Raw genomic sequence first — 24222 nt, forward strand, 5'->3', positions numbered from 1 at the left:
ATAGCATGCTCTAGCTGCTGGCCGATTCTTCCACTCCAAATTCCACAAGATCGATCTTCGCCTTCAAATCCGCATAGTCGCCGTAGGTCCGGCTCACCCGCTGCGACTTGTGGCCGGTGATCCGCTCCCGATAATCCTCCTCCATAACCTTCCGCGCAGCACCGATGAAGGTGTGCCGCAGGGAATGAACGACCTTGCCCTCACCGAGGCCGACGGCCTTGAAGCGACGGAGCAGACGCTTGCTGGCCACGGCGCTGGTGAAGGGGAACAGCTGCTCCTGAGGGCGGGAGGCAGCCCATTCCGCGAAGCCATCCGCCATCAGCTGGCGATGCACCGGCACCTTCCGCACTGAATTGCGGGTCTTCACCGTCTTGCCCAGCTCCGCATCATCCCTGATGTGGAGGAAGGTCACGCCACCCTCGACGGTGACATCCGGCTTGCGGAGCTGGCACAACTCGCCCAGGCGGGCACCCGTATAGAGAGCCACCCGGACCAGCCACCATTCCTCGCCCTCCAGGCTGGAGAAGAGCTTGGTCAGGTCGTCCCTGGTCAGGATTTCCCGGCTCTCGGCGTCGTCTTTCAGCTGCCCGAGCTTGACCTGATCGAAGGGATCAGTGGCCAACAAGCCGTCATCCTTCGCCACGGTGAACAGGACGCGGACCATCGACCACTGCTTCTGCTTGGTGGCGTTCTTGATGGAAGTGTCCCGGATCAGGTCATCTTTGAAGCGCCGAACATGCTCAGTGGTAACGTCACCATAGGGGAGAGGCCCATTCAGCCGCTCGAAGCGATCCAGCGCTGTGTTCATGTCCGCCTGGGAGCTGCGGGCCGGGGTTCGCTGAACGGTCCATACGGTGACGAGAGAGCGAAGGCTGCCGGGTTTTGCAGCCTTCTCCGCCCCCGCAAGGGGGACTGATCCACTGGCAGGGGAATTGGCGGCGGCGCCTTGGAACTGTGCCCGGATGGCTTCCAGGGAGCGCTTGGTCGCCTCGAACTGTTCTTCCAGGAAATGCGTAAGGGGGTCCAGGTACCGCTCAGGCACACCCCAGATTGGCTCGCCGTCAGGGTCCTGACCGATGGCGAAGGTCCAGCCGTGCTCCCGCTCCAGCGCCAGGGCTTCCAGAGCCTGGTCAATCATCGCCATGGCCTCGCTACGGGACTTCGGCCGGCTCTGAAGCTGGCCAAGCTCAAGAGCTCTAGCGATGAAGTCCCGATTCTCCGGAGACGGATCGGCGGGGGCAAAGGTTGGATTTGGCAATCCAAGCTGCCCTGCGAGGCGGGTGAACTTGCTTAACGCGGCGTCAGCGCGGGCAGAGGCCATTTGGGCTGCCTCTTCAGCCTCCGCGTTCACTGCCCGCTCAGCCGCCTGGAACTCGGCGTTGAGCTTGGTCATGGCGTCGTGGAAGCGGCGCTCAGCCTCCTTGCGGTCCTGGGTGCCGAGGCTCTTCCAGAGATCCTTCTTCCCGCTGAAACTAGGCCGCAACGGCTCCGGGACGGAGCGGCGGAGGTACCAAAAGCCATTGCGCTGGAGGAGGTTCTTCATGAGCACTCTTGTAGCACTTATTCGTAGCAGATTTCTCCTGTAATCCTGTGATATCGGCTAGATGACCAAGTTTTCTGCTTATTTTCGTCGGTGTCTTCCCTTCCCCTAGGGGACGCCATCTTCCTGGCATCGATGATCGGAAGACTGGCCCATGCCAGCCAAGGCGGGTAGCACATATCCGTCAGGCATCCCTGGCCCGGAGGGCTTCCCCCGGGAATGCCGCGGAACTTCGCAAGAGACGATGGTTCACCCGGCACTCAGCTTCCGCTGCGCCACCTGAAACGCCGCTGCCACATGCCGATGCCGAAGAAGGCCCGGCGATAGGCGGCCTGCGACAAAGCGCTTTCATCGGGGTGCGCCGGCACCTGCAGGCAGGGGTTTGCGCGCGGTGAGCCGCTTGGCCCATTGTCGTGCTGCCTCCGCATCGGCCCCATCCTGTTAGGCCGGAAGGCGAAGCCTCGCCACGGCCGGGCGGGGCCGTTACGCGGAATCACGTCTCGAAGCCGGGCGAAGCCGAAGCGGACCGCCCGCATCGGCAAGCGGCGCTGACGCCCATCCCGAACGGTTGCGCAACGGCATCCCTTCTCCGGATTATCTCGGCTCCCGCGTCCTTTGCGCTCTTCAATATGCCCTGTTCGTCACCAGAGACGGAGGTTGAGGGTCATGGCGAAGCTGAGGCCTGCGACCAGCAGGCCCAGGAGGATCAGCACCGCAAGAGCCAGCAGCCTGACTTTCAGAGGACGGTCTTCACCGACGCAGTAGTCCATATGGGCAATGCCCTGCTTCATCTATCCCTCGAAGGTCCAGAACGCCGACGTTGCCAGCCAACATAGCGGCGACTAGGCCGACATGTTCGGATGGACCGCAGCATGGCGAACGCAAGAGCGTGAAGCCTTCCTTCGCGCAGCCTGGCCGCTCCACGCAGCCTGGCCGCTCCACGCGGCCTGGTCCTCGGCTCAGGCGCGCACCAGGTGCGCCGAACAGCCTGTGCGGGCCAAGGCGAAGGGTGAGGGAAGTAGACGCCCGCAGGTGCCCGGCGCGATCTGACGGCACCCTCCATCGTGAGGGCCAGTGGCGCTTGCGGCGCGTTGAGGATGCGGCCTCGGGGAAAAGCGCAGCAGAAATCTTCCGTCGCGGATCTGCCGGCTCCGGCGCGCGTGCCCACGGTCCCGGTGCGCACCTTTCAGTGTGCAGCGAGACGGCAGCGCGCTAGGGGCAAGCCGCAATCGCGGAGGTCGCCGGAAGCGCTCCTGCCAGCACCGGCGCAACCTTTGCGCGCGGTGGAGCGGTGAGGAGCCGCGCCGATGAGGCCAGGGCCCGGTCAGGCACGGGTGCCTCGGGGCGCGCGTCCAGGCTGGAAAAGGTGAGGGCCGCCAGCACCAGGGTGATGCCATAGGCCGTGCCGACCATCACCATCGGGCCGCGCGCATACCAGAATCGTTCGAAAGCCACTCTTCCGCGATAATGCATTGTCCGGTCCTCCTGCAAAGGTGTCCCGCCAAGCCTGTGCTCAGACGCGCCTGCTATCGCCCTCGGTCATGCGCCCAGCGTTCCAGCTGCAACCGCTCCCAGGCGAGTCCCAGCCCACGCTGGAAGCCTTCCAGCACCCGGCGCGCCGCCCGCGCCTCGCGCCACTGGCAGTCCCTTTCGAGCAGCAGGATGAGGGACAACTGCCGCGCGATTCGATCCTCGCTTTCCCGCACCTTCCGCTCGGCGGTTGCGAGAGGCGCCTCGGGCGGATCACCGACATGCATCTTTTTGGGCCGCCATGGTGTCTGCCTACTGGAGCAGTGGAGGATTTCGGGAACTATCCAGCTTCCGCTCGCGCCGAGTGAATCGCTCTTTCGGAGATCAGCCATTTGGGGAGGGTTTCACCTCTCGCTTGAAGAAGGCAACGGTGGCCTTCGACTCCCAGCGCGAAGTTGAGGCTGGCCCACTTTGCTGGCTGGAGCGGGAGATTCTACGCTCCGCCGTGTTGCCCGCCGCCGAAGCAGGCACCGACGGAAAGCGCCATACTGCCGGTAGGGGAACAACCGCGTGCCTGAAGCACTCCATCGTCCTTCGCCCGCGAAGGGCCCTCCCGTCGGCATGCGAGCTTCCAGTGGGCGCTTCGCCTGGCTGCTGGCCTTCGCGGTCGTTCTGCTGGCGCTCCCTGTTCTGCTTACGCCGCTTCCGCCGCTGCTCGACTATCCCAACCACCTGGCACGCCTCTGGCTGGTGGCGGGCCGTGCGGCGCAGCCGCCCTTTGACCGAATCTATGCGGTGGACCTCACCAGCGTGCGGACGAATATCGGCATCGATCTCCTGGCGGCCGCGCTGGGTTCATGGCTGCCGATCGAGCGTTTCGGGCAGATGCTGGTGCTGGGCGCGGTGGTGCTGCCACCGCTGGGAGCCGCGTTGCTGAACCGCTCCGTCTTCGGTGGCCTGCACTGGTGGCTGGTCGGCCTTCCCCTGCTGGCCTGGAACTGGACGCTGATCGCCGGCTTCCTGAACTTCCAGATCGGGCTCGGGCTCGCCCTCCTGGCCGCCGCCGCCGATCCGGCGCTGGCACGGCGAACCGGCCCCCTCGGCGCCTTCGCCATACGTGCTGCGCTCGCTGCGTTGCTGCTGCTGGCGCATGCCTTTGCCGCATTGTTCTATGCGGGACTCCTCGCGGCCCTCGCGCTCGGCCGTGACTGGGACTTCCTGCGCTCGCCTCGCGAACTGGGACGGGCCGTGCGACGGGTGGCCGTGGCGGTGCTGCCGATCCTGCTGCCGGTGCTGCTTGCCTGGCTTTCCGCGCCCGCTTTGCCGGGGGCGCAGGAGGATCCGGCCACACAGACCTCCTGGCAGGGCGGCTTCAGCCTCCATGCGAAGCTGGTCACGCTGTTTTCCGGCATCGCCGCCTACAAGTCGCTTTACGACCTCGTCTTCGTGGCGCTGCTTGCCCTGCCCGTGCTGGTGGCGCTGGCGAGGCGGAGGCTTCGTTGCCACGCCGGGCTGCTGCTGGCCACGCTGGGTTTTCTCCTTCTGGCCTTCGCCGTGCCGCCCAAGGTCGCGGGAACCTATTTCGTGGACGCGCGCTTTCCCGTCATGGCGGTGCTGACCGCCGTCGCCGCGCTGCGCCCCGACATTGTCGTGCCGGCCTGGCCGCGGCGCCCCGCAGCCGAGGTTTTGCTGGCCTGCGCGCTGCTGGCCCTGGTTGGCCTCCGGGCTGCCTGGGTCGGCGGCATCTGGCATGAACGGCAGGCGGATATCGCTTCCCTCAGCCGGGCACTCGCTCACGTCCCACCAGGGAAGGCCATTCTGCAAGTGACGCATTCCATGACGGTTCCCGCCCGTCGGAGTGCGCCGCGAGGGCGGTACTACGGCGGCGGCGGTCCGATGCTCTACGAGCACTTGCCTGCCCTCGCGGTGCCTTGGCGGCACGCCTTCGTGCCGATCCTGTTCGCCTCGCGCGGAAAGCAGCCGCTGCAGGTCCTGCCGCCCTGGGACGAGATCGCCGGCCCGGACAACACGACCGCTGTCTCGGTTCACCGCCTTGCCGACGCGGAGCATGCCGTGCTGCCGGAGAACACGGAGTATGTCCGCGCCTGGCGCACCCGCTTCGACTATATTCTTGTCCTGAACGCCGACCAGCCTGACGACGAAGGACCGATGACGATGCCGCCCGAACTGGAGCTGGTGGCCGACGAAGGCTTCGTGCAGCTCTACCGTGTCAAATCCCCCCCGGCCAGGCCGCCGGGGGAGGTCAGGGCCGGAGGCTAGAGGGCGCCCCGCTGGGAGCGGCGGAGGCGTTCAGCCCGGTTGGGCGGCTCCGCCGCTCCGAGCGGAGGCTCTGGGCGCGGCGGCGCGAGGTGCGGCATGTCGAGCTCCGCCAGAGGAGGCAGCAATCCACTGATGCCCGTGCGTGGTGCCGTCCCGACCCTTCGCCTAGACAGCCGGCTGGTGGTGCAGGGCTTCACCCCGTCGGCGGGTGCGCTGCTCGGGCTTGGGGCAGAGGATGTCGGCCGGCCCTTCGCCGCGCTGCTCGAGCGCGCGGGGCTGCATGGGCTGCAAGAGGCCGTCGCCGAGGCCCAGCGGACGGGCGAGCCGCAACACGGCCTCCTGGCGGTGGGTGGCGGCAAGCGCCGCTGGCAGGCGTTGATCCTGCCGGCGGCGGAGATGCTGACAGTCGCGTTGCTGCCCGGCCTTCCGCATTCGCCCGGTCCGCAGGAGGCAGCCGGTGCGGAGCAGGAAACCGCCCTGCTAGAAGCCCTGCCCATGGCGGGCATGCTGCTCGACCGCGAGGGCCATGTCCGGGCGGTGAACGCCGCCTGGCGCAGCCTGGCCGGAGAACTGCCCTTTCCCGGTGCGGGCGCGGCGCCGGGCGACCACTACATCCGCTGCGCCGCCGAGGCCCCGGCCTGCGATCCAGGGACGGCCGGGATGGTGGCCGAGGGTCTGCGTGCGCTGCTGGCCGGCGCGCATGACCGCTTCGAGGTGGAGTACCCCTGCGCGGGCGGCGGGCAGGCGCGCTGGCTCAAGCTGGCGGCGGTGGCGCGGGTGCCGCCACGAGGCGGGCGGCAGGCCCGGGAAGCCGTGGTCCTGCAGGAGGAGGTGACCGATGCGCGGCTGGCGCGGAACCGCATCCTGGAGCGGGAGGCGCATCTGCGCTCCATCCTGGAAACCGTGCCGGACGCCATGATCGTGATCGACGAGCACGGCACCGTTCTTTCCTTCAGCGCCGCAGCCGAGCGGCTGTTCGGATTCACCGCCGCCGAGGCCTGCGGGCAGAATGTCAGCCTGCTGATGCCGGCGCCCTACCGGGAGGCGCATGACGGCTATCTCCATCGTTATCTCTGTACCGGCGAGCGGCGGATCATCGGCATCGGACGGCTGGTGGTCGGTCAGCGGAAGGATGGCAGCACCTTTCCGATGGAACTCTCGGTTGGCGAGGTCAGCCGCGGCGGCCGGCGCCTGTTCACCGGCTTCGTGTGCGACGTGACCGAGCGGCAGGAAACCGAGGTGCGGCTGCAGGAGCTGCAGACCGAGCTGCTGCAGGTTTCGCGGCTGAGCGCGATGGGCCAGATGGCGGCCACCCTCGCGCACGAGCTGAACCAGCCGCTCACCGCCACCGCCAACTACCTGCGCGCCTGCCAGAGGCTGTTCGACAGCGGCGCGCCGGACCTGCCACGAGTGCGCGAGGCGGTGGCGCTGGCGGCCGAGCAGACCCTGCGCAGCGGGCAGATCATTCGCCGCCTGCGCGATTTCGTCACGCGTGGCGAAACCGAGCGGCAGGCGGAGAGCACGGTCAAGCTGGTGGAGGAGGCGAGCGCGCTGGCGCTGGTCGGTGCCAAGGAGCATGGGGTGACGGTGCGGCTGCGGCTCGATCCGCGCCTTCCGCGCATCCTGGCCGACCGAGTGCAGGTGCAGCAGGTGCTGCTGAACCTCATTCGCAACGCCATCGAGGCGATGAGCGGGATGCCGCGGCGCGAACTGACCGTGTCGGCCGAGGCGCAGGGCGAGGAGGTGGAGTTCAGCGTGGCCGATACCGGGCTGGGCCTGGCGCCGGAAGTCGCCGCGCAGCTGTTCTCGCCCTTTGTGACCACCAAGCGAAGCGGCATGGGGGTGGGGCTGTCGATCTGCCGCACCATCGTCGAGGCGCATGGTGGCCATATCCGGGCCGGGCCCAACCCCGCCGGCGGCAGCATTTTCCGCTTCACCATCCCTGTCGCGCCGGAGGGGGAAGCGGAGCCGCGCTGAAGCCGGCCTGTGGGCGCGAAGCGATGGCATGCTCGATCCAGGCGAGAAGGTCCTCCTGCTCGAACGGCTTTTCGAGCACGCCGACCGCACCAAGCGTGGCTGCCAGCCGCGTGATGTTCCGGCTGGGCATGCTGGTGACCAGCAGCGTCGGCGGGGCCAAGCCGGCATTGCGCAGGCGGGTGAGTAGCTCGAGGCCGGTGATCTGTGGCATCTCGTGGTCCAGCACAAGGCAGGCCAGCACCTCCGGCCGTGCCTCCGCCAGGAACTGCGTGCCCGAGGCGTAGGCCTCAACGACATAGCCGGCCGTCTCGAGCAGGAACCGGAGGGAGTCGCGAACACCCATGTCGTCGTCGACGAGGGCGATGGTGCGGAGAGGCGGGCTGACCATGGGAAGCTCCGGGCTTCAGGGCTCGCGCCGGACGAGGCCGGCTCCTGAAGGAAGCCTTTCTAACGGAGGCCCGCCCGCCTCGCGCTGATCTGCATCACCTGGCCGGAGGGCATCGGTCCTCCGTTTACGGCGCCACGGCCACCCCTGCGCTGAGCGCCATGCGGACAAGCTCGGAAAGGTTGCGCGCCCCCATCTTCTCCATCACCCGGGCGCGATGCACTTCCACGGTCCGTGGACTGGCGCCGAGATCGGCGGCAATCGTCTTGTTGGATTGGCCGGCCACGAGCCGCTCCAGCACCTGGTGCTCGCGCGGGGTGAGGGTGGCCAGGCGGGCGGCGACGCGGCCGCGCTCGGCCTCGTGCTCACGGCTTCTGCGGTCGGCTTCCAGGGCGGTGCGGATCGTGCCGAGCAGCGCCTCGTCGTCGAATGGCTTCTCGATGAAGTCGAAGGCGCCCGCCTTGAGGGCCTGCACGGCGATCGGAACGTCGCCATGCCCGGTCATGAAGATCAGCGGCAGCCGAAAGCCGAGCTCCCGCAGCCGGCGCTGCAGCGCCAGGCCGTCGATATCCGGCATCCGCACGTCGGCCAGCACGCAGCCAGACTGAAGCGCGGGCGCGACCACCAGGAAGGCCGCGGCGGAGTCATAGGTCCGCGCGGCAAGCCCGGCGCACTGGAACAGGAAGGCCAGGGAATGGCGGACCGCCTCATCGTCGTCGATGACATGCACAGCGGCCTCGCCCGCTGCCGGGGATATCTCTGGCATGGTCGCGAACAATCCTTCCGCCGGGCGATCGCGCATCCAGGGGCGGCTGCCGGGTGGCAGCCGGCTTTGTCGCCCCCGGCCAGCCTAACACGATCTCGAATCACCGGGGGCCTGGCGCGGGTCCAGACAGGCTACGAGGCGCAGGAGGGGGCAGGCGCCGCTAGGTTCCGGTGCGGATCAGCCCCGGTCTCCCACCGGGCGCCCTTGCGTCATTGCCGCGTGCCGGCGCCGGGCAAGGCGGCAGCACGGACGGAGGTTGATCCGGTGGAGGGTGGATGCGCAGGGAAGCCGCGCGTTGCTCGCGAGCTCTGCCGGCCCTGCCGCGAACGCCAAGCTGCTCCAGGCGATCTCTGCCCGGGGCGCGGCATCGCGCAGACCATCGCGGCACCGGCACGCCGGGATGCTGCTGCCGCGGCATGCAAGCCACGCCGGAGAGGGCCGGCGCGGCAGGAAAGCGGCGGCGCACGCTGAACGCCAGGCCCTCGACCATGATCCGGAAGGACTTCTCCGCACGACAATGATCAAGCCCGAGACGCGGCTGAATCGGAGGGGCAGACCGCGTGATCGTCGAGGCGGCAGCCAACCCCGTCGTCTTCATCGACGGGCGAGGCGTGGTGCGGCCGGTGAAGCCTGTGGTGACTCGGGTTTCCGGCCGCCCTGCGGCGGTCAGGTCGCCCCCGCCAGGTTAAGGTGCCGGCCGCGGCGCGGCATACATACTTCTCCTGATGGGGCTTTCCCCGATGGGGAAGTTCCGGATTATCGCACTTCCGCTGTTCCGGTATTGGTTCGACTGGACCGCCTGGCCGATGGAGCGCGAACATGCCCATTGCTTCCCTTGTCCGTGGCAGCTCCGCTCCTGCGCCGCCCACCTCGGCCATGGAGATGCTGGGCATGGGCGAAGCGCATGATCCGCGCTTCGCTTTCGGCCATCCCCTCCGGCTCGGACGGGGCGCCGAGATCTATGCCGAAGGGGCACCGATCGGGGATCTCTACAAGGTCGTCTCGGGCACGGTCCGCACCTGCCGCTACCTGCAGGATGGCCGCCGCGTCGTGGCGGAGTTCGTTCTCGCCGGCGAGATCTTCGGCGTGGATGGCGTGGACCACCACAACTTCTCGGCGGAGGCGGTCACCGAGGCGGTTGTCATCGCCTTTCCGCGCGAGCAGCTCAATGCGTGGGTGGACCACGAGCTGCCCGCGGCCCGCGCCTGGCGCAACTTCATGCTTGCCAAGCTGAGCGGCGCGCAAAGCCACTGCGTTCTGCTCGGCCGCAAGACGGCGACGGAGCGCGTTGCATCCCTCCTGCTCGATCTTGCCGACCGCGCCGGCTCCGCTTCCCTCCTCGACCTGCCGATGTCCCGCTACGACATCGCCGACCATCTTGGCCTGACGGCCGAGACGGTGAGCCGCATCTTCAGCGGATTCAGGCGGGGCGGCGTCATCGCCAACCGCAATTCCCGCAAGGTGCGGATCCTGGACCGGAGTCGTCTTGAGGCCGAAGCGGCCCGGGACACTGCCTGAGCCTGCAGAGCACCGCGTGGCAAGGTGAGTTGCGGGCGAAGCAGCCGAGCGGGTCACCGGCAGCGTGCCGGCGCGCGGGTGCGGCAGAATCCTGGTGGTATGCGGCGCCGGGGCGGAGGCGAGCGGCACGGCGCTGCCGGTGGGGGAGGGAGATGCCGTGCTCCGGCGGCTGCCCGATGTGAGGCGGGCAGGTGCGCGAGCTCGGCCCGGCGCTGTCAGAGCGTGCGCCGCACCGGTCCGCCCCTCGCCCGCTGCCGCCGCCCGTGGGGTCGCGACCGCAGCGCTGACATAGGTCAGCGACGGCGGCCCCGGAAAATGCTGCGCTGTGGAGGCAGGCATCCCGCCGCGAAAGGGAACCAAGTCTCATGCAGGGCTACGGGAGCATTATGGTTCATGTGCGCGCCGAGGGAGAGGCCGGCCAGGCCGTCTCTCTCGCGGCGGAACTGGCCCGGCGCTTCGACGCACGGCTGATTGGCATCGCGGCCGCTGATGTGGCGCTGACCATGAGCGTCGCATCCTATGGATCAGGCAGCGCGCAGCTTGTCACGTTGCGGATGGCTGAGCTGGAGGACAAGCTGCGCGCTGCCGAGCTGCTGTTCCGGGGCTCTGCCGGCGCGGCGGGCGAGCATGTGGAATGGCGTGCCTTCACCGAGTTCCCCGCGACCGCCGTGGCGCGCGAGGCACGGGCTGCGGACCTGTTGGTGATGAGCCCGCGCGCGGGCGCGCGGAACAGCAGCTTCATGAGCGAGGCCGAGCCTGGCGACGTCCTGATGCAGGCGGGACGACCCATTCTCCTCGTGCCTTCCGGACTGGGCGAACTCTCTGCTTCCAGGATCCTGGTCGCGTGGAAGGACCGTCGGGAGGCCCGGCGCGCCGTCCGCGACGCCCTGCCGCTGCTCGCCCGGGCGGAGCGCGTGCAGGTGCTGGAGATTTGTGAAGCCGAGGAATCGGTGGCCGCTGCCAGGCGCCGGGTCGCGGACGTCGCTGCCTATCTGCGCGATCATGGCGCGTGCGCGGAGGGCGAGGCCCGCCTCCGAAGGGAGGTGAGCGCTTCAAGGGAACTCGCGGCGGCGGCGGCTGCGCTGGAGGCTGATCTGGTTGTCGCGGGCGGCTATGGCCATGCACGGTTGCGCGAGTGGGTCTTCGGTGGCGTCACGCGGGACTTGATGGCGGATCCCACCCGCTGCTGCCTGTTGAGTCACTAGAGCGACCCGCCTCCGCCTTGGCTCACCTCGAACGCTCCCGCTCTTCGCCATGAAGAGCGCTTCCACCCGATCCGGTGCTTGCGCCTGATCGGGATCAGGAAACGAGGGTCTGTTCTCAATGGCCTGCCGGTCCGCGGCGTACATGGAGAGGCCGACCAACTTCGCGGGCAGGACACTGGCGCTGCGCGACCTGTGCGCGGCCGCGGCGGCGCCCGCGCGCCACCACCTCCGCATCCGGCCCACCCCGGGCGTTCCGCGCCTCATGGGAGCCGCATGAAGTTGGCTGCTCCCGAGGCGCGGGCGATCAACGCCTGCATGGCGGGGTTGCTCGCGCCCTGCTCGTCGGTCAGCGCATCCATCGGACAGAAATACTCGTGCGCCTGCGGCATCTGGGTGCGCGCGAAGCCGTCGTACTGGCGGGTCTTCAGCCCGTAGAGCACCCGCACGTCGCGCACCGGCAGTACCAGCGGTTCGACCGGCTGCTGCCGCAGCAGCTTGATATGCTGCCAGCGCGGCTTGTCGCTCCCGGGGTCGAGCGGCGCCGTCAGCCAGGGCACCGGGCAGACCGTGAGCAGCGAGGTCGTGGACGGGGCGAAGCGGGAGCGCTTGTCGAGCAGGTTCTGCAGGGTCGAGCAGGCCTCGATGCAGAGAATATCGCAGTAGGCGTCCGCCGGATCCGGGCTGAAATGCAGCCAAAGGCCATCCGGCAGGGTGCGAAGCCGGTTGGAACCCGGGAGCCGCAGAAAAGGGTGGGTACTCGTATCAGCCTCGCCCGGGCGGGCGCGCATCCAGATGCCACGCTGCTTCGGGGAGTCGAGGGCGCCAGGCGGTCGCTGTGGCCAGGTACGCAGTCGCCGGCGGACCAAGTCGTCCAGTGAGCGGTAAGTAAGTTCCGGTTGGCCCGAGTCGCGCATCAGAGGTGTTCCGTCCGCATCTTGCAGGTAACGGGGAACAATGAATGCGATCTCGAACTTGTGATCAAGAGGAAGAGCGGAGTTTCTCTGAATTTTTCGTTGAAAGCTTTCACTGCCGATGGAGATTTAACTTCCGAATGCGACCATAGACTTCTCCTTCATTTGATGCGTGACAATAACTTGGAAGTCGTTCTTCCTGCGAAGTGCAAAGAAAAGCCCGCCACAGCGAACCGTGGCGGGCCTCCTTGCGGCCGAAATGCGGCGTGGCGCGGTTAGCCGCGCTGCTCGACCGGCTTGAAGGCGCGCTCGGTGGCGCCGGTGTAGATCTGGCGCGGACGGCCGATGCGCTGGCCCGGATCCTCGATCATTTCCTTCCACTGGCTCACCCAGCCCACCGTGCGGGCCACCGCGAAGAGCACCGTGAACATATGCGTCGGGATGCCCATCGCCTTCAGGATGATGCCCGAATAGAAGTCCACGTTCGGGTAGAGCTTGCGGGAGACGAAGTAGTCGTCCTCCAGCGCGATCCGCTCCAGCTCCATGGCAAGGTCGAGCAGCGGCTCGTCTTTGATGCCGAGCTCGGCCAGCACCTCGTGGCAGGTCTCGCGCATGATCTTCGCGCGCGGGTCGAAGTTCTTGTAGACCCGGTGGCCGAAGCCCATCAGCTTCACGCCGCTGTTCTTGTCCTTCACCTTGCTGATAAAGTCCGGGATGTTGTCGGCGTGCCCGATCTCCCCCAGCATCTTCAGCACGGCCTCGTTGGCGCCGCCATGGGCGGGGCCCCACAGGGCGGCGATGCCGGCGGCGATGCAGGCGAAGGGGTTGGCGCCTGTCGAGCCCGCCAGCCGCACCGTGGAGGTGGAGGCGTTCTGCTCGTGGTCGGCGTGCAGGACCAGGATGCGGTCCATGGCGCGGGAGAGGATCGGGTTCGGCTTCCACTCCTCGGCCGGCACGGCGGTCATCATGTAGAGGAAGTTCTCAGCGTAGCTGAGGTCGTTCCGCGGATACATGAAGGGCTGGCCGATCGAGTACTTGTAGGCCCAGGCGGCGATCGTCGGCACCTTGGCGATCAGGCGGAAGGCGCTGATCTCGCGCTGCGCCGGGTCGTTGATGTCCAGGCTATCGTGGTAGAAGGCCGAGAGGGCGCCGACCACGCCGCAGAGGATCGCCATCGGATGGGCGTCGCGGCGGAAGCCGTCGAAGAAGCGCCGCAGCTGCTCGTGCACCATGGTGTGCAGGGTCACGCCGCGACCGAACTTCTCCATCTGCTCCTTGGTGGGCAGCTCGCCGTTCAGCAGGAGGTAGGAAACCTCAAGAAAGTTGCTCTGCTCGGCCAGCTGCTCGATCGGGTAGCCGCGGTACAGCAGGATACCCTGGTCGCCATCGATATAGGTGATGGCGCTGTCGCATGCAGCCGTGGCACCATAGCCGGGGTCGAAGGTGAAGACGCCGAGTTCGCCGTAAAGCTTGCGAATGTCGAAAACGTCGGGGCCGATCGAACCCTGGATAAGTGGCAGGGTGGCGGAGCGATTGCTCCCGTCGAGCGTGACGGTGACGGTCCCTTTGGCCGTGCTGCTCATAGCGTCTTCCTCTTTTCCGGAGGGCGGCGTCCGAAGTGCGTGACGCCGTCAATGATGCGGTGCAAGATTAGGCGTCAGGCCGGCGGCTTGTCCATCCGGCGGGGGTCTCCCATGGTGCCGCAGGCTTATCTAGGGGCGCATGCGCCAGCTTGCAGGAGCACCGGGAAGATGCGCCCATAGGCCGCGTCTTGCCTGGCGCGCTGTGGCTTCCGCCCTCGCCAGCGTAGCCTCGTCATCCTCGGCCAAGGCCCAGCCGGCCTCCACCAGCGCGGCGCCCATGTCCATACCGCCTGCCTTGCAGGTGCCGAGTGCGCGCCCGAGCCGGTCGCGGCCCTGCACCCGGCAGGCGATGTCATGCCCCTGAGCCAGCCGGGCCAGCGCCTCGGCCGCGGCGGCGCCGCAGTCGAAGCCGACGCCCTGGGCCGTTGTGCAGGTCTGCCCGCGTTGCGGCGAAAGCAGGCCTGCCAGCCGTAGCGTGCGGCTCCCCAGGCGCAGTGTGTCGCCGTCCGCCACCCGGACCAGTGCGGCTTCCGCCGCCCAATCCTGCTCGCGCGGCGCAAAGCCCGATAGGCTGGCCGGCAGACCGAGGCCGACCAGCCCGAGGGCGAGGAGTGCCGCGCTGCCCCCAAGGGCAGCGCCGCCCCATCGGCGAGACGACCTGGCAGGACGGAAGATGCGGCGGCGGGACAACACGTCGTGAAGCGTTAGACCAGGGAGAGGTACCCCTTCAAGCGATGATCGGCCTCATTCCCGCCGGCCTTTCACTCCGTGCCCCAGAAGGGATCAAGCCTGGAGAAGCGGCGCCAGGCCGGAAGCGTCTGCTGGCGTACGCCGCGCGTCGCCGCCAAGGCCCATCCCTCCGCCAGCCCGACCGCCCAGGCAGGCGCGCCCCGGCCGAGGCCCGCAACCAAGGCCCGAGACGTGACGGTATCATTGGCCACTCCCAGCGCCTGCTGCAGGGCGGCGATACGCTTGAGGAAACGGCGCGCCGGCTTGCCCGGCCACAAGGGGGCGAACAGTTCCGCGGCGTAGCGCAGGCGCTTGGCCTTCAGGCGCAGCTCGTGCAGCGCCGTGTCGGACAGGGAGGCGATATCCCGGCCATCTTTCAACAGCTTGCGGTGGCGCTTGCTCAGGAGCCCCGCGGCGAGAGCCCGCAGGGGGGGCGCCGCTTCGGCGCCTTCCCAGTCCCGCAGGGCTGCGAGCCGCACCGCCTGCCATACCAGCCTGCGGAACACCGGCCCGTCGAGCATCGCGCGCAGCTCCCCGTAGGCAGCGACCCGGCGGGCTTCGGCGGCCCGCAGCAGCCGTGCCCAGCGCCGCTCCGGCCCCAGCGCCGCGGTGAGCTGCGCCCCCAGCTCCGACAGAAACACGTCCCATTCACGCGCCTCGCCCAGCGCCCCCGCGAAGTCACGCAGGGCGGCGTCCAGGCTGCGCAGGGCGGGCCCGTCGAGCGCCGGCCGGAACAGGCGCAAGCAGGAGCGCAGCCGCCGCGCGGCGACACGCAGCTGATGCACCGCCTCCGGGCCGCAATCGGGCCGGGCGGCGGGCGCATGGGTCAGCAGCACGTCGGTGAGATGGGCGATGGCGAGGGCCAGTGCCTCATCCGCCGTCTCCACCACGCCCAGGTCGGGCGGTCCGCGTCGGCCGTCCGGGAGTGCTGCAGGGCTGCGGCGCAGGCCGAGCGCAAGGCGATCGAGCCCCGCCACCGCAGGCAGCAGCGGCAGGTCGTCGGCCAGGGCGCCGACCAGTTCCAGCACAGGCGCCTCCGGCCCTTCCAGCTCCAGCAGCGCCACCGGCCGCGCCGGGTCGCCGATGGTAAGGTCGCCGATGGTGAGATCGCCCGTGCGCAGGCGAAGCGTGACGCCGGCGGCGTCGGGCCTGGTCTGCTGCAGCCGTCCGGCATAGCGGGCGATCGCCTGCAGGGCCTCGCCCCCGGCTTCCGGCGGGGCGGCGCCCACCGGAAGCAACTCCGGCTCGCCGGGCAGCGCGCCGGGCAGCCGTAGGCCGGGGGGCGGCTCAAGGCGGCAGAGGCGGCGGTTGCCTGCGGCCGGGCTGCGCAGCGCCATGCCCGCCCCGGCAAGATGCCCCTCGGCGCTGTCGAGCCAGGTCCATCGCTCCGGCATGGCGCGCGGGCGCCGCAGCTCAGCCAGCGCCGCATGACGCCAGAGTGCGGCCACGGTCTCGGGGGGCAGGGCGAGCTGGAGCCGGAGCACGCGTGCTCTACTCCGCCATTTCCGGCAGGTCGTTCGGCGCGATGAAGCGCACCAGCCGGCCGCTGCCCGCCTCCAGCATCCGCCATGGCGCGGCGACCGCGAACTCCGCCAGGGCGCCGGTCGGGTAGCCGCCGGCCAGCCGCTGCGTGCCCGGAGCGCGCCCCGCCATGCCCGCCGGGCCGGCCAGCGCGAGGGCGAGGTCGTGCAGCCCGGGGTTGTGGGCGATCAGCAGCACGCTGCGGACCGTTTCCGGTGCGCTGTGCAGGGCCTCCAGCAGGCGTGGCCAGGGCGCCAGGTAGAGATCGTCCATCGGTTCGATGATGGGGCTGTCCGGCAGCGGCGCGAGGGCTTCCAGCGTCTGCAAGGTGCGGCGGGCCGAGGAGACGAGCACGATGTCGGGCGCCAGCCCGAGACTGTGCATCACCTCCGCCATGGCGGCGGCCGCGCGTTTTCCGCGCGCGTTCAGCGGGCGGGCATGGTCGGGCAGGCTGGGGTCGTCCCATGACGACTTGGCGTGCCGCAGCAGGAGCAATTGCCGCATGGGCCCCAATCTGGCACGCCGCGTTGCCGCTGTCGCGGGGGGTGGAGGAAACTGAGCGCCCCTTGAGCGGGGTTACGCTTCCCGGGAAGGTTCCCATGTTTCGGTCGTTTGCGGCAGCCGGAGAGGGGAGGCGCATGGCGGAGCGAGTGGTTGTGCTGGGGGCGACCGGCGGGGTGGGCAAGGCGCTTTCGCGCCGCCTGATCGCGCGCGGCGCCGAGCCTTTCCTTATCGCGCGCGACGCGGATAGGCTCGCGGCGCTCGCGCGGGAGATCGAAGCTCCCTTCGCTCCGGCGGATGCCACCGATCCCGACGCGCTTGCCGCCGCCATCGGGCGCGCCGGGCCGCGTCTGGCCGGTCTGGCCTACTGCATCGGCTCGATCCCGTTGCGGCCGCTGAAGCGGCTCACGGCCGCGGACTTCGCCGAGGCCTTCCGGCTGAACGCCACCGGTGCGGCGCTCGCGGTGCAGGCGGCGCAGCCGGCGCTGGCGGCGGCCGACGGCGGCGGCAGCGTCGTGCTGTTCTCCTCCATCGCGGCCCGGGCCGGCTTTCCCAGCCATGCGCTGATCGCCGCGGCCAAGGCTGCCGTCGAAGGGCTGGTGGTGGCGCTCGGGGCGGAGTTGGCGCCCGCGATCCGGGTGAACGCGGTGGCGCCGAGCCTGATGCGCACGCGCATGGCCGCGGCGATGACGGAAAGCGCCCAGATGGCCGAGGCCATCGCGCGCCTTCACCCGCTGCCCCGCCTGGGCGAGCCGGAGGACGCGGCGGCATTGGCGGACTTCCTGCTCTCGCCGCAGGCGGGCTGGATCAGCGGCCAGGTGGTCGGCGTCGATGGCGGCCGCGGCACGCTGCGGGTGAAGGGATGATGCGCCGCCGCGCGCTGCTGGGGGCGCCGCTGCTGGCGCTGCTGCCGCCGACAGCACGGGCCTTTCCCGCCGAGGGCTACCGGTTCCGCCTGATGCGCGAGGGGCGGGAGATCGGCACCCATACCGTGCGGTCCGAGCCGGGCGGCGTGACCCGCACGGCCGTGACGCTGGAAGTGAAGCTGCTTTCCTTCACCGTGTTCCGCATGACGCACGAATATGCCGAGCGCTGGCAGGGCGGGGCGCTGGTCGGATTCGCCGCCCGCACCGTGCGCAACGGCGACGAGGGGCGGCTGAACCTCGTCGCCACGGCTGACGGCCTGCGCGGCGAGGGACCGGAGGGGGCGGTGCGGCTTCCGGCCGAGGCCGCGCCGCTTTCCTGGTGGGCGCCTGCGCATCTGGAGCGCCCGCTCTTCGACACCGCAACGGGCAAGCCGCTTCCCTCCGCGCCGCAACGCAGCCGCCAGGGCGCGCTGACGCGCTGGGAATGGCCGGAGCGCGGCATGGTGGCGCTGTATGACGCCGCCGGCACCTGGGTCGCCTTCTCCATGCGCGGGGATGACGGCAGCACGGTTCGCTACGAGACCGCCTGAGGCCGGCGGGCCAACCGCCGGCCCCGCGGCGTTCAGGCCACTTCCAGCCGCGAGCCGGCGGGGCGCACCACGTCGTCCCGCCGGGGAGCGTGCAGCACCTCGGCGGTGACATCGCGCACGTCCCTGGTGCCGGTCAGTGCCATCGAGACATCCAGCTCCTTGCGGATGATCTCCAGCGCCTGCGTCACGCCGGGGCCGCCGCCGGCCGCCAGCCCGTAGAGCCAGGCCTTGCCGATCATGCAGCCCCTGGCGCCGAGCGCCAGCGCCTTCAGCACGTCCTGCCCCGAGCGCACGCCGCCGTCGAACAGCACCTCGGTCTTGTCGCCCACCGCCTCGGCGATGGCCGGCAGCATGGAGATGGAGGAGGGGGCGCCATCGAGCTGCCGGCCGCCATGGTTGGAGACCACCATCGCGTCCGCCCCGCAGTCGGCGGCGATGCGGGCATCCTCCACGTCCAGCACCCCCTTCAGGATCAGCTTGCCCGGCCAGATCTTGCGGATCCAGGCGACGTCCTTCCAGGAAAGCGAGGGGTCGAACTGGCCGGCGATCCAGTGCGAAAGGGTGCTGAGCCCCTCCTTGGCGCCCGGCGCCTCGGTGAGGTTGCCGAAGGTCTTGCGCCTGCCGCGCAGCACCTCCAGCGCCCAGCGCGGCTTGGTGGCGATGTCCAGCGCGTTCTTCAGCGTCAGCTTCGGCGGCACCGCCAGCCCGTTCTTGATGTCCTGGTGGCGCTGGCCCTGGATCTGCAGGTCAAGCGTCAGCACCAGGGCCGAGCATTTCGCGGCGATCGCGCGGTGCACGAGGGATTCCGCGAAGCCGCGATCGCGCATGACGTAGAGCTGGAACCAGAAGGGCTTCTCCACCGCCGCCGCCACATCCTCGATCGAGCAGATGGACATGGTGCTGAGCGTGAAGGGGATGCCGAAGGCCTGCGCCGCGCGGCAGCCGTGGATCTCGCCATCCACGTGGAACAGCCCGGTCAGGCCGGTGGGCGCGATGGCAAGCGGCATGCTGACCGGCTCGCCCAGCATGGTGCTGGCGGTGCTGCGGTCGGAAACGTCAATCATCACCCGCTGGCGCAGCTTCAGCGCGGCCAGGTCCTCGCGGTTGGCGCGGTAGGTGGCCTCGTCGTAGGAGCCGCGGTCGGCGTAGTCGAAGATGGCGCGGGGAATGCGCCGGCGGGCGATCCGGCGCAGGTCCTCGATATTGGTGACGGGCGGCATGGCGGTTCCTTTGGTGCGGTGGTGCCATTGTCATGCCCTCGCGGCGCTTGGTAAAGTTTTTTGACCAGATTGCGGAGCCGCCATGCCCGAGCCGATCCGTACCCCGCCTCTGGCAAGCGCCGTGGCCAGTCATCTGGAGGAGCTGATTCTGGAAGGGGCGCTGCGCCCGGGCGAGCGCCTGGCCGCGGAACGTGAGCTGGCCGAGGCGCTGGGCGTCTCCCGCCCGTCGCTGCGCGAGGCCCTGGTGATGCTGGAGCGCAAGGGCCTGCTGGCCGGCTCACGCAACGGCACGGTGGTCGCGGATTTCCTGGCGCCGCTCAGCGGACCCCTGGAGGGGCTGTTCGGCCGCAACTCACGCGCGGCCGGCGACTATTTCGAGTACCGCCGGCTGATCGAGCCGGAGGCGGCCGTGCTCGCCGCCCGCCGCATCACGCCGCCCGAGCGGATGGCGCTGGAGGAATGCCTCGTGGCCATGAAGGCCGCCCATGCCCGTGCCGTTCCGGCGGAGGAGGCGGCGGAGGACCTGCGCCTGCACCAGATCGTGCACGAGGCCGCCCATAACCTGGTGATGCTGCACGTGCTGCGCGTCTTCTCAGGCCTGCTGAAGCGCGGGATCTTCCTGAGCCACGAACAGTACTGGCAGCGCGACGCGCTGCGCGCGGCCATCCTGGAACAACATCAGGCGCTGGGCGACGCCATCCTGCGAGGAGATGCGGGGGTGGCGGGCGAGGCCATGCGCGCGCACATTGCCTTCACCGAAACCGCCTTCCACGAGCTTCGGCGGGAGGCCTCGCGCCTTTCCGAGACATTGCGCAAGCGCGACGTGCGCGCGCTGGTCAGCACGCCTGCCCGGCGCGGCGGCGGCATGGCCTGAGGGCAGCGGGCCGGCGCCGCGCCAGGCGGAAGGCTACTCCCAGGGCGCCGCGCCGAATGCGTCGAGCGGGATGCGCAAGTAGCGCCGGCCGTTGCTTTCAGGCGGCGGCAGCCGGCCGCCGGCGATGTTCACCTGCAGCGCGTGCAGGATCAGCTTCGGCATTGGCAGGGTGCGGTCCCGCGCCGTGCGGAGGCGCACAAAGCTTTCCTCGTCCTGGCCCTTTACATGCGCGTTCTGCTCCCGCTGCTGGGCCACCGTGCTTTCCCAGGCCACGGGCCGGCCATTCGGCTGGTAGTCATGCCCGGTGAAGAGACGCGTCCGGTCGGGCAGAGCAAGGATGCGCTGGATGCTGCGCCAGAGCGCCCGCGCGTCGCCGCCCGGGAAGTCCGCCCGCGCCGTGCCGCCATCCGGCATGAACAGCGTGTCGTGCACGAAGGCGGCGTCGCCGACCAGGTAGGTGACGGAGGCCATCGTATGCCCCGGCGAAAAGAGCACCGAACCCTCCAGCCCGCCGATGCGGAAGCCATCGCCATCGCTGAACAGGCGGTTCCACTGGGAGCCGTCGGTGGGGAAGCCTTCGGGGAGGTTGTAGAGCTCCTTCCAGAGCTGCTGGACCTTGACCACCTGCGCGCCCGTCGCTGTTGGCGCGCCGGTCGCGGAGTGCAGATAAGCGGCCGCCGAAAGATGGTCGGCGTGCGGATGCGTATCGAGGATCCATGCCACGCGCAGGCCACGTTCGTGCAGGTGGGCAAGGATCGCATCCGCAGATCGCGTGGCGGTGGAGCCGGATTTCTCGTCATAGTCGAGCACCGGGTCGATCACGGCGCAGGCGCCGCTGCGCGGGTCCGAGACGACGTATTGCAGGCTGCAGGTGCGCGGATCGTAGAAGGCCTTCACGTCCGCCGGCGCAAGCCCCGCGGCCGTTCCGGCGGCGCGTTCAGCGTCATGCATGTCGAAGCCTCCCTCCGCTTGGTCGCTGCCTCCGGCGAGACCGGTCCGGCCTCCCTCCTTCTGCGCCGGGGGACGGCCATGATGATTAGAAGTTCTTGAAAGGAAGTTATCTTAACTGTTGAAGTGCTGTCACCTGGTGGTTGCCCCAGGGCGGCACCCAGCTTGCGGGGCCGCGGCACGCCCACCCCGCTGTGGGCCGCCGCTCCCTGGCGCCGCCGCGCCGCAGGCGCGCCTGCCCGGCATGGAGAAACGGCCAGGCCCTGGAAACCTACCGCACTTGCCGGCCTTCGCGGTTCTCGCATCCGGCGGACCACACGCCGGTTTGCGCCGACGCCGTCACCGCCCTCACGGTCGGCCGCGCCCCTGGCTTCCTGCGGACAGCACCCCGCTTCGTCGTCTCCGCCGGCGCAGGGCGGTCACCATGGCAGGTCGATCCAGGAGAGATGCCCGCCCTTGCCCGCGCCGGTGTCGAGGAACACGGCGCGTCCACCCGCGGCGGAAACGGCGACAAAGGGTCGCCCGTTCAGGCTGCGCATCTCATGCCCGCAATAGACGGTGATGCCGGAGGGAATGCGGTGCACCCAGCTATGCAGCCGCTCGGGGTAGCCGTCGAGCCGTGTGCGGCTGGTCACCTGGCCGAACAGGGCGCGCGGCACCAGCCCCTCGGGCTTGCGCAGGCCGGCATCCGGCGGGGAGGGCTCGCGCAGCATGCGCGGATGGAAGCCTCCATGCACGAAGAGCCAGGGGCCGAGCCGCAGCCAGGCCGGAGCGTGGCTGATCTCCTCAAGCGCGCGTGCCCTCAGCGCAACCCCGTCCGGCGCGGCCTCGAGTTGCGCCAGCGTGACGCCCAGCCCGTCCGGGTCAGGCCGGACCACGGCGCCTGCCAGGGCACGCCGCAGCTTATGGTCGTGGTTGCCGAGCAGGAAGAGGCCGCGCCGCTCCGCGCGCATGGCGAAGGCGAGGCGCAACGCCTCGGCGCTGTCCGGGCCACGATCGGTGAGGTCGCCGAGCTGCAGCACAAAGAGGCGCTTCTCCTGCGCGCCGGCCAGCGCAGCGGAGAAGCTCGCGGCGTCGCCATGCACGTCACCGACCACCCGCAGCCCGGCGAAGTCATGGCGGAGCCGGTGGAGCAGCTCGGCAGGGGACTGGCTCATTCGGCGGCCTTCATGCCCCGCAGGGCGGCGAGGGCGCGGGCGCGGCCGGATTCGGGCGCGACCGCCGGGGCAGGATAGTCGCGGCCGAGCACGACGCCGGCTTCGCGCAGCACCGGCGCCGGGGCGGACCAGGGCTCGTGCAGCCAGCGGTCCGGCAGGCGGGCCAGCTCGGGCACGAAGGCGCGGACATAGGCGCCGCCGCTGTCGAACTTCCGGCCCTGCAGCACCGGGTTGAAGATGCGGAAATAGGGCGTGGCGTCGGTGCCGCAGCCCGCCACCCACTGCCAGTTGGCGCTGTTGTTGGCGAGGTCGGCGTCCACCAGCGTGTCCCAGAACCAGGCGGCGCCGTCCCACCAGGGCTGCAGCAACTGCTTCACCAGCAGGCTGGCCGCGATCATCCGCACCCGGTTGTGCATCCAGCCGTGCCGCCAGAGCTGGCGCATCCCGGCATCCACGATCGGGTAGCCGGTGCGGCCCCGCTGCCAGGCGCGCAGCAGCGCGCGGTCAGGCTGGTAGGGAAAGCTGGCATAGGTGCGGCGCAGCGGCTGCTCCGGCAGCTCGGGGCGGTGCCAGAGCAGGTGGTGGCTGAACTCGCGCCAGAGGATCTCCCGCAGGAAGGTGCCGCGCCCGCCCTGCGGGCCGCTGTGCGGCGCCGCCGCGTGCCACACCTGGCGGGGGGAAAGCTCGCCCCAATGGAGGTGCGGGGAAAGGCGGGAGGTGCCGTCCTCGCCGGGAATGTCGCGGCCTCTGTCGTAGTCGCCGGCGGCATCCTCCAGGAAGCCGCGAAGCCGCGCCTGGGCGCCGGCTTCGCCCGGCGTCCAGAAGTCCGGAAAGGCCGCGGCCCAGGCGCGGCGCGGCAGCAGGCCGAGCTCATCCAGCTTCAGCCCGGCCTCGGGTGGCTTGATGCCGTTCAGCCGGCGCGGCGCGGGCAGGGGCGGCGCCGGCTCGCCCAGTGCCATCACCGCCCGGGCGAATGGGGCGTAGATGGCATAGGGGCGGCCCTGGCCGTTGCGCAGCCGTTCCGGCTCCACCAGCAGCGCACCCTCATGCAGCTCCAGGCGCCGGCCCTCGGCTTGCAGCGCCCCGGCCACCGCGGCGTCGCGCGCCCGTGCCCAGGGGGCATGGTGCCGTCCGGCATGCACCGCCGCCGCGCCGGTCCGGGCAGCCAGCGCGGGAATCACCCGGCGGGCATCGCCGCGCAGCAGCAGCAGGGGCGCCCCGCGCTCCGCCAGGGCGGCGCCCAGCCTGGCCAGGCTGTGGTGCAGCCACCAGCGCGCCGCGGCGCCCGTCGCCCAACGGCCGGCCGCCGCGTCATCCAGCACGAAGACCGGCAGCACCCGCCCCGCGCCAGCCGCGTGCAGCGCGGGGTTGTCGGCGAGGCGGAGGTCCTGGCGCAGCCAGAGCAGGGTCGGGGCGTCGGTCATGCGAAGGATGTGGGTTCGGCGGGCGACCTCGTCAGGGCAGCGGCCAGGTGCTTCATCGGCCCCACCGCCATGCTGAACAGCCGCTCCTTGCCGAGCAGGAAGGCGCGGCCGCCGCGCGGAAAGAGCGCGGCCACGGGTGCCTCGGTGATCGCCAGCCCGCCGGTATAGGCGCCAAAGGAGGGCAGCAGGATGCGGCGCGCGTCGGTCATGAAGCAGGGCCGCGTCACCGCGCCGCAGCGGGTGGCCATGCTGGCCTTGGGGTGGAAATGGCCGCTCAGCTCGAAACCGGCGGCGCTGCCGGGGATGCCCTGGTGGCGGAACACCAGCGGGCCGAGGCGCAACTCCTCCACCGCCTCGCCGGGCAGCGCCTCGGGCGGCAGGGGGTCGTGGTTGCCGAGCACCCACGTGACCTCCCGCCCGTCCAGCGCCTGCCGCAGGGTGGCGCGCTCGGCGGCGGGCATCCGCGCGGCGCCGGCCGCGTCATGGAAGCTGTCGCCGAGGAAGACCAGATGCGCCGGCGCATAGCGCCGCAGCAGCGGAGCGAGGCGGGCCAGCGTCTCGCGCGTGTCATAGGGCGGGACGAAGCGGCCGCGGGCGGCGAAGTGGCTGCCCTTCTCCAGGTGCAGGTCAGAGACGGCGAGCAGCTTCCGGGCGGGCCAGAACAGCACGCCCGCCGGATCGAGGGCCAGGCGTTCGCCGGCCAGGTGCAGGGGCGCGGAAATCATTGCTTTGCGTGCGTTACCGGACGGAAGGCGAA

At 70.0% G+C, this 24222-nt stretch carries 23 protein-coding genes; 7 read left to right on the top strand and 16 right to left on the bottom strand.

What is annotated here, in order from left to right:
• Positions 1-10: 10 nt before the first annotated feature.
• From E0493_RS07280 to E0493_RS07295, 4 genes are all read right to left on the bottom strand, one after another.
• Complete coding sequence (locus E0493_RS07280) at positions 11-1543, bottom strand: site-specific integrase (RefSeq protein WP_160936279.1); 1533 nt, start codon at positions 1541-1543, stop codon at positions 11-13.
• A 638-nt stretch (positions 1544-2181) separates the two neighbouring features.
• A complete protein-coding gene (locus tag E0493_RS07285; protein WP_160936280.1) occupies positions 2182-2331 on the bottom strand; it encodes a hypothetical protein in 150 nt (49 codons plus the stop codon).
• 421 nt (positions 2332-2752) lie between these two features.
• Entirely contained in the window at positions 2753-3013 is a 261-nt protein-coding gene (locus tag E0493_RS07290) for a hypothetical protein (protein WP_160936281.1), read from the bottom strand.
• 53 nt (positions 3014-3066) lie between these two features.
• Positions 3067-3297: a hypothetical protein gene (locus E0493_RS07295; protein WP_160936282.1), complete on the bottom strand. Its 231-nt coding sequence runs from the start codon at positions 3295-3297 to the stop codon at positions 3067-3069.
• Positions 3298-3631: 334 nt separating this feature from the next.
• On the opposite strand from E0493_RS07295, the gene E0493_RS07300 reads away from it, so the two are divergent.
• Together E0493_RS07300 and E0493_RS07305 are read left to right on the top strand one after the other, a co-directional pair.
• The gene (locus E0493_RS07300; protein ID WP_160936283.1) at positions 3632-5290 is read left to right on the top strand and encodes a hypothetical protein; all 1659 of its coding nucleotides are present in this window, start codon (positions 3632-3634) and stop codon (positions 5288-5290) included.
• Positions 5291-5422: 132 nt separating this feature from the next.
• Positions 5423-7267 carry a PAS domain S-box protein gene (locus E0493_RS07305; protein ID WP_235913639.1) on the top strand — a complete coding sequence of 615 codons (1845 nt, stop codon included), beginning with the start codon at positions 5423-5425 and terminating at the stop codon, positions 7265-7267.
• Here E0493_RS07305 and E0493_RS07310 read toward each other — a convergent pair.
• Positions 7224-7655 (bottom strand): response regulator transcription factor, encoded by a 432-nt coding sequence (locus E0493_RS07310; protein ID WP_160936284.1) that lies wholly within the window; start codon positions 7653-7655, stop codon positions 7224-7226. The genes E0493_RS07305 and E0493_RS07310 overlap by 44 nt on opposite strands.
• A 124-nt stretch (positions 7656-7779) precedes the next feature.
• The gene (gene fixJ / locus E0493_RS07315) at positions 7780-8418 is read right to left on the bottom strand and encodes a response regulator FixJ (protein WP_160936285.1); all 639 of its coding nucleotides are present in this window, start codon (positions 8416-8418) and stop codon (positions 7780-7782) included.
• A gap of 819 nt (positions 8419-9237) precedes the next feature.
• Here fixJ and E0493_RS07320 point away from each other — a divergent pair.
• Together E0493_RS07320 and E0493_RS07325 are read left to right on the top strand one after the other, a co-directional pair.
• Complete coding sequence (locus tag E0493_RS07320) at positions 9238-9936, top strand: helix-turn-helix domain-containing protein (RefSeq protein ID WP_160936286.1); 699 nt, start codon at positions 9238-9240, stop codon at positions 9934-9936.
• A gap of 365 nt (positions 9937-10301) precedes the next feature.
• A complete protein-coding gene (locus E0493_RS07325; protein ID WP_160936287.1) occupies positions 10302-11141 on the top strand; it encodes a universal stress protein in 840 nt (279 codons plus the stop codon).
• A gap of 260 nt (positions 11142-11401) precedes the next feature.
• Here the strand turns inward: E0493_RS07325 and E0493_RS07330 are convergent, their stop codons facing one another.
• From E0493_RS07330 to E0493_RS07350, 5 genes are all read right to left on the bottom strand, one after another.
• Positions 11402-11929, bottom strand: coding sequence for a hypothetical protein (locus E0493_RS07330; RefSeq protein WP_235913640.1), 528 nt, complete (start codon positions 11927-11929; stop codon positions 11402-11404).
• A gap of 398 nt (positions 11930-12327) precedes the next feature.
• Positions 12328-13635 carry a citrate synthase gene (gene gltA, locus E0493_RS07335; RefSeq protein ID WP_160936289.1) on the bottom strand — a complete coding sequence of 436 codons (1308 nt, stop codon included), beginning with the start codon at positions 13633-13635 and terminating at the stop codon, positions 12328-12330.
• 129 nt (positions 13636-13764) lie between these two features.
• Complete coding sequence (locus E0493_RS07340; protein ID WP_160936290.1) at positions 13765-14325, bottom strand: thermonuclease family protein; 561 nt, start codon at positions 14323-14325, stop codon at positions 13765-13767.
• Positions 14326-14396: 71 nt separating this feature from the next.
• Positions 14397-15848 carry a CYTH and CHAD domain-containing protein gene (locus E0493_RS07345; RefSeq protein ID WP_160936291.1) on the bottom strand — a complete coding sequence of 484 codons (1452 nt, stop codon included), beginning with the start codon at positions 15846-15848 and terminating at the stop codon, positions 14397-14399.
• Positions 15849-15855: 7 nt separating this feature from the next.
• Entirely contained in the window at positions 15856-16389 is a 534-nt protein-coding gene (locus tag E0493_RS07350) for a SixA phosphatase family protein (RefSeq protein WP_160936292.1), read from the bottom strand.
• 134 nt (positions 16390-16523) lie between these two features.
• Between E0493_RS07350 and E0493_RS07355 the strand changes: the two genes are divergently transcribed.
• Together E0493_RS07355 and E0493_RS07360 are read left to right on the top strand one after the other, a co-directional pair.
• Complete coding sequence (locus E0493_RS07355; protein ID WP_160936293.1) at positions 16524-17252, top strand: SDR family NAD(P)-dependent oxidoreductase; 729 nt, start codon at positions 16524-16526, stop codon at positions 17250-17252.
• Positions 17249-17842: a DUF6134 family protein gene (locus E0493_RS07360; protein WP_160936294.1), complete on the top strand. Its 594-nt coding sequence runs from the start codon at positions 17249-17251 to the stop codon at positions 17840-17842. Before E0493_RS07355 ends, E0493_RS07360 begins: the two co-directional genes overlap by 4 nt.
• 32 nt (positions 17843-17874) lie before the next feature.
• Here E0493_RS07360 and E0493_RS07365 read toward each other — a convergent pair whose 3' ends face one another.
• Positions 17875-19062 carry an alpha-hydroxy acid oxidase gene (locus E0493_RS07365; RefSeq protein ID WP_160936295.1) on the bottom strand — a complete coding sequence of 396 codons (1188 nt, stop codon included), beginning with the start codon at positions 19060-19062 and terminating at the stop codon, positions 17875-17877.
• Between the two features lie 82 nt (positions 19063-19144).
• On the opposite strand from E0493_RS07365, the gene E0493_RS07370 reads away from it, so the two are divergent.
• Positions 19145-19936: a FadR/GntR family transcriptional regulator gene (locus tag E0493_RS07370; RefSeq protein WP_160936296.1), complete on the top strand. Its 792-nt coding sequence runs from the start codon at positions 19145-19147 to the stop codon at positions 19934-19936.
• Between the two features lie 33 nt (positions 19937-19969).
• Here E0493_RS07370 and E0493_RS07375 read toward each other — a convergent pair whose 3' ends face one another.
• The 4 genes from E0493_RS07375 to pdeM all read right to left on the bottom strand — a co-directional run bounded on the left by E0493_RS07375 (position 19970) and on the right by pdeM (position 24190).
• Positions 19970-20887 carry an MBL fold metallo-hydrolase gene (locus E0493_RS07375; protein ID WP_160936297.1) on the bottom strand — a complete coding sequence of 306 codons (918 nt, stop codon included), beginning with the start codon at positions 20885-20887 and terminating at the stop codon, positions 19970-19972.
• 416 nt (positions 20888-21303) lie between these two features.
• Positions 21304-22041: a metallophosphoesterase gene (locus tag E0493_RS07380; protein ID WP_160936298.1), complete on the bottom strand. Its 738-nt coding sequence runs from the start codon at positions 22039-22041 to the stop codon at positions 21304-21306.
• Positions 22038-23465 carry a cryptochrome/photolyase family protein gene (locus E0493_RS07385; protein ID WP_160936299.1) on the bottom strand — a complete coding sequence of 476 codons (1428 nt, stop codon included), beginning with the start codon at positions 23463-23465 and terminating at the stop codon, positions 22038-22040. The genes E0493_RS07380 and E0493_RS07385 overlap by 4 nt, the downstream gene beginning before the upstream one ends.
• Entirely contained in the window at positions 23462-24190 is a 729-nt protein-coding gene (gene pdeM, locus E0493_RS07390; protein WP_160936300.1) for a ligase-associated DNA damage response endonuclease PdeM, read from the bottom strand. The genes E0493_RS07385 and pdeM overlap by 4 nt, the downstream gene beginning before the upstream one ends.
• Between the last annotated feature and the right edge of the window lie 32 nt (positions 24191-24222).

Origin of the sequence: Teichococcus coralli (genome assembly GCF_009829925.1) — a bacterium.
GTDB classification, from domain to species: Bacteria; Pseudomonadota; Alphaproteobacteria; order Acetobacterales; family Acetobacteraceae; genus Pseudoroseomonas; species Pseudoroseomonas coralli.

Bases quoted from the DNA above. Each gene is read 5' to 3' on its own strand.
- E0493_RS07280 (WP_160936279.1), bottom strand. From the start codon at position 1,543: ATGAAGAACCTCCTCCAGCGCAATGGCTTTTGGTACCTCCGCCGCTCC.
- E0493_RS07285 (WP_160936280.1), bottom strand. From the start codon at position 2,331: ATGAAGCAGGGCATTGCCCATATGGACTACTGCGTCGGTGAAGACCGT.
- E0493_RS07290 (WP_160936281.1), bottom strand. From the start codon at position 3,013: ATGCATTATCGCGGAAGAGTGGCTTTCGAACGATTCTGGTATGCGCGC.
- E0493_RS07295 (WP_160936282.1), bottom strand. From the start codon at position 3,297: ATGCATGTCGGTGATCCGCCCGAGGCGCCTCTCGCAACCGCCGAGCGG.
- E0493_RS07300 (WP_160936283.1), top strand. From the start codon at position 3,632: ATGCGAGCTTCCAGTGGGCGCTTCGCCTGGCTGCTGGCCTTCGCGGTC.
- E0493_RS07305 (WP_235913639.1), top strand. From the start codon at position 5,423: ATGCCCGTGCGTGGTGCCGTCCCGACCCTTCGCCTAGACAGCCGGCTG.
- E0493_RS07310 (WP_160936284.1), bottom strand. From the start codon at position 7,655: ATGGTCAGCCCGCCTCTCCGCACCATCGCCCTCGTCGACGACGACATG.
- fixJ (WP_160936285.1), bottom strand. From the start codon at position 8,418: ATGCCAGAGATATCCCCGGCAGCGGGCGAGGCCGCTGTGCATGTCATC.
- E0493_RS07320 (WP_160936286.1), top strand. From the start codon at position 9,238: ATGCCCATTGCTTCCCTTGTCCGTGGCAGCTCCGCTCCTGCGCCGCCC.
- E0493_RS07325 (WP_160936287.1), top strand. From the start codon at position 10,302: ATGCAGGGCTACGGGAGCATTATGGTTCATGTGCGCGCCGAGGGAGAG.
- E0493_RS07330 (WP_235913640.1), bottom strand. From the start codon at position 11,929: ATGCGCGCCCGCCCGGGCGAGGCTGATACGAGTACCCACCCTTTTCTG.
- gltA (WP_160936289.1), bottom strand. From the start codon at position 13,635: ATGAGCAGCACGGCCAAAGGGACCGTCACCGTCACGCTCGACGGGAGC.
- E0493_RS07350 (WP_160936292.1), bottom strand. From the start codon at position 16,389: ATGCGGCAATTGCTCCTGCTGCGGCACGCCAAGTCGTCATGGGACGAC.
- E0493_RS07355 (WP_160936293.1), top strand. From the start codon at position 16,524: ATGGCGGAGCGAGTGGTTGTGCTGGGGGCGACCGGCGGGGTGGGCAAG.
- E0493_RS07360 (WP_160936294.1), top strand. From the start codon at position 17,249: ATGATGCGCCGCCGCGCGCTGCTGGGGGCGCCGCTGCTGGCGCTGCTG.
- E0493_RS07365 (WP_160936295.1), bottom strand. From the start codon at position 19,062: ATGCCGCCCGTCACCAATATCGAGGACCTGCGCCGGATCGCCCGCCGG.
- E0493_RS07370 (WP_160936296.1), top strand. From the start codon at position 19,145: ATGCCCGAGCCGATCCGTACCCCGCCTCTGGCAAGCGCCGTGGCCAGT.
- E0493_RS07375 (WP_160936297.1), bottom strand. From the start codon at position 20,887: ATGCATGACGCTGAACGCGCCGCCGGAACGGCCGCGGGGCTTGCGCCG.
- E0493_RS07380 (WP_160936298.1), bottom strand. From the start codon at position 22,041: ATGAGCCAGTCCCCTGCCGAGCTGCTCCACCGGCTCCGCCATGACTTC.
- E0493_RS07385 (WP_160936299.1), bottom strand. From the start codon at position 23,465: ATGACCGACGCCCCGACCCTGCTCTGGCTGCGCCAGGACCTCCGCCTC.
- pdeM (WP_160936300.1), bottom strand. From the start codon at position 24,190: ATGATTTCCGCGCCCCTGCACCTGGCCGGCGAACGCCTGGCCCTCGAT.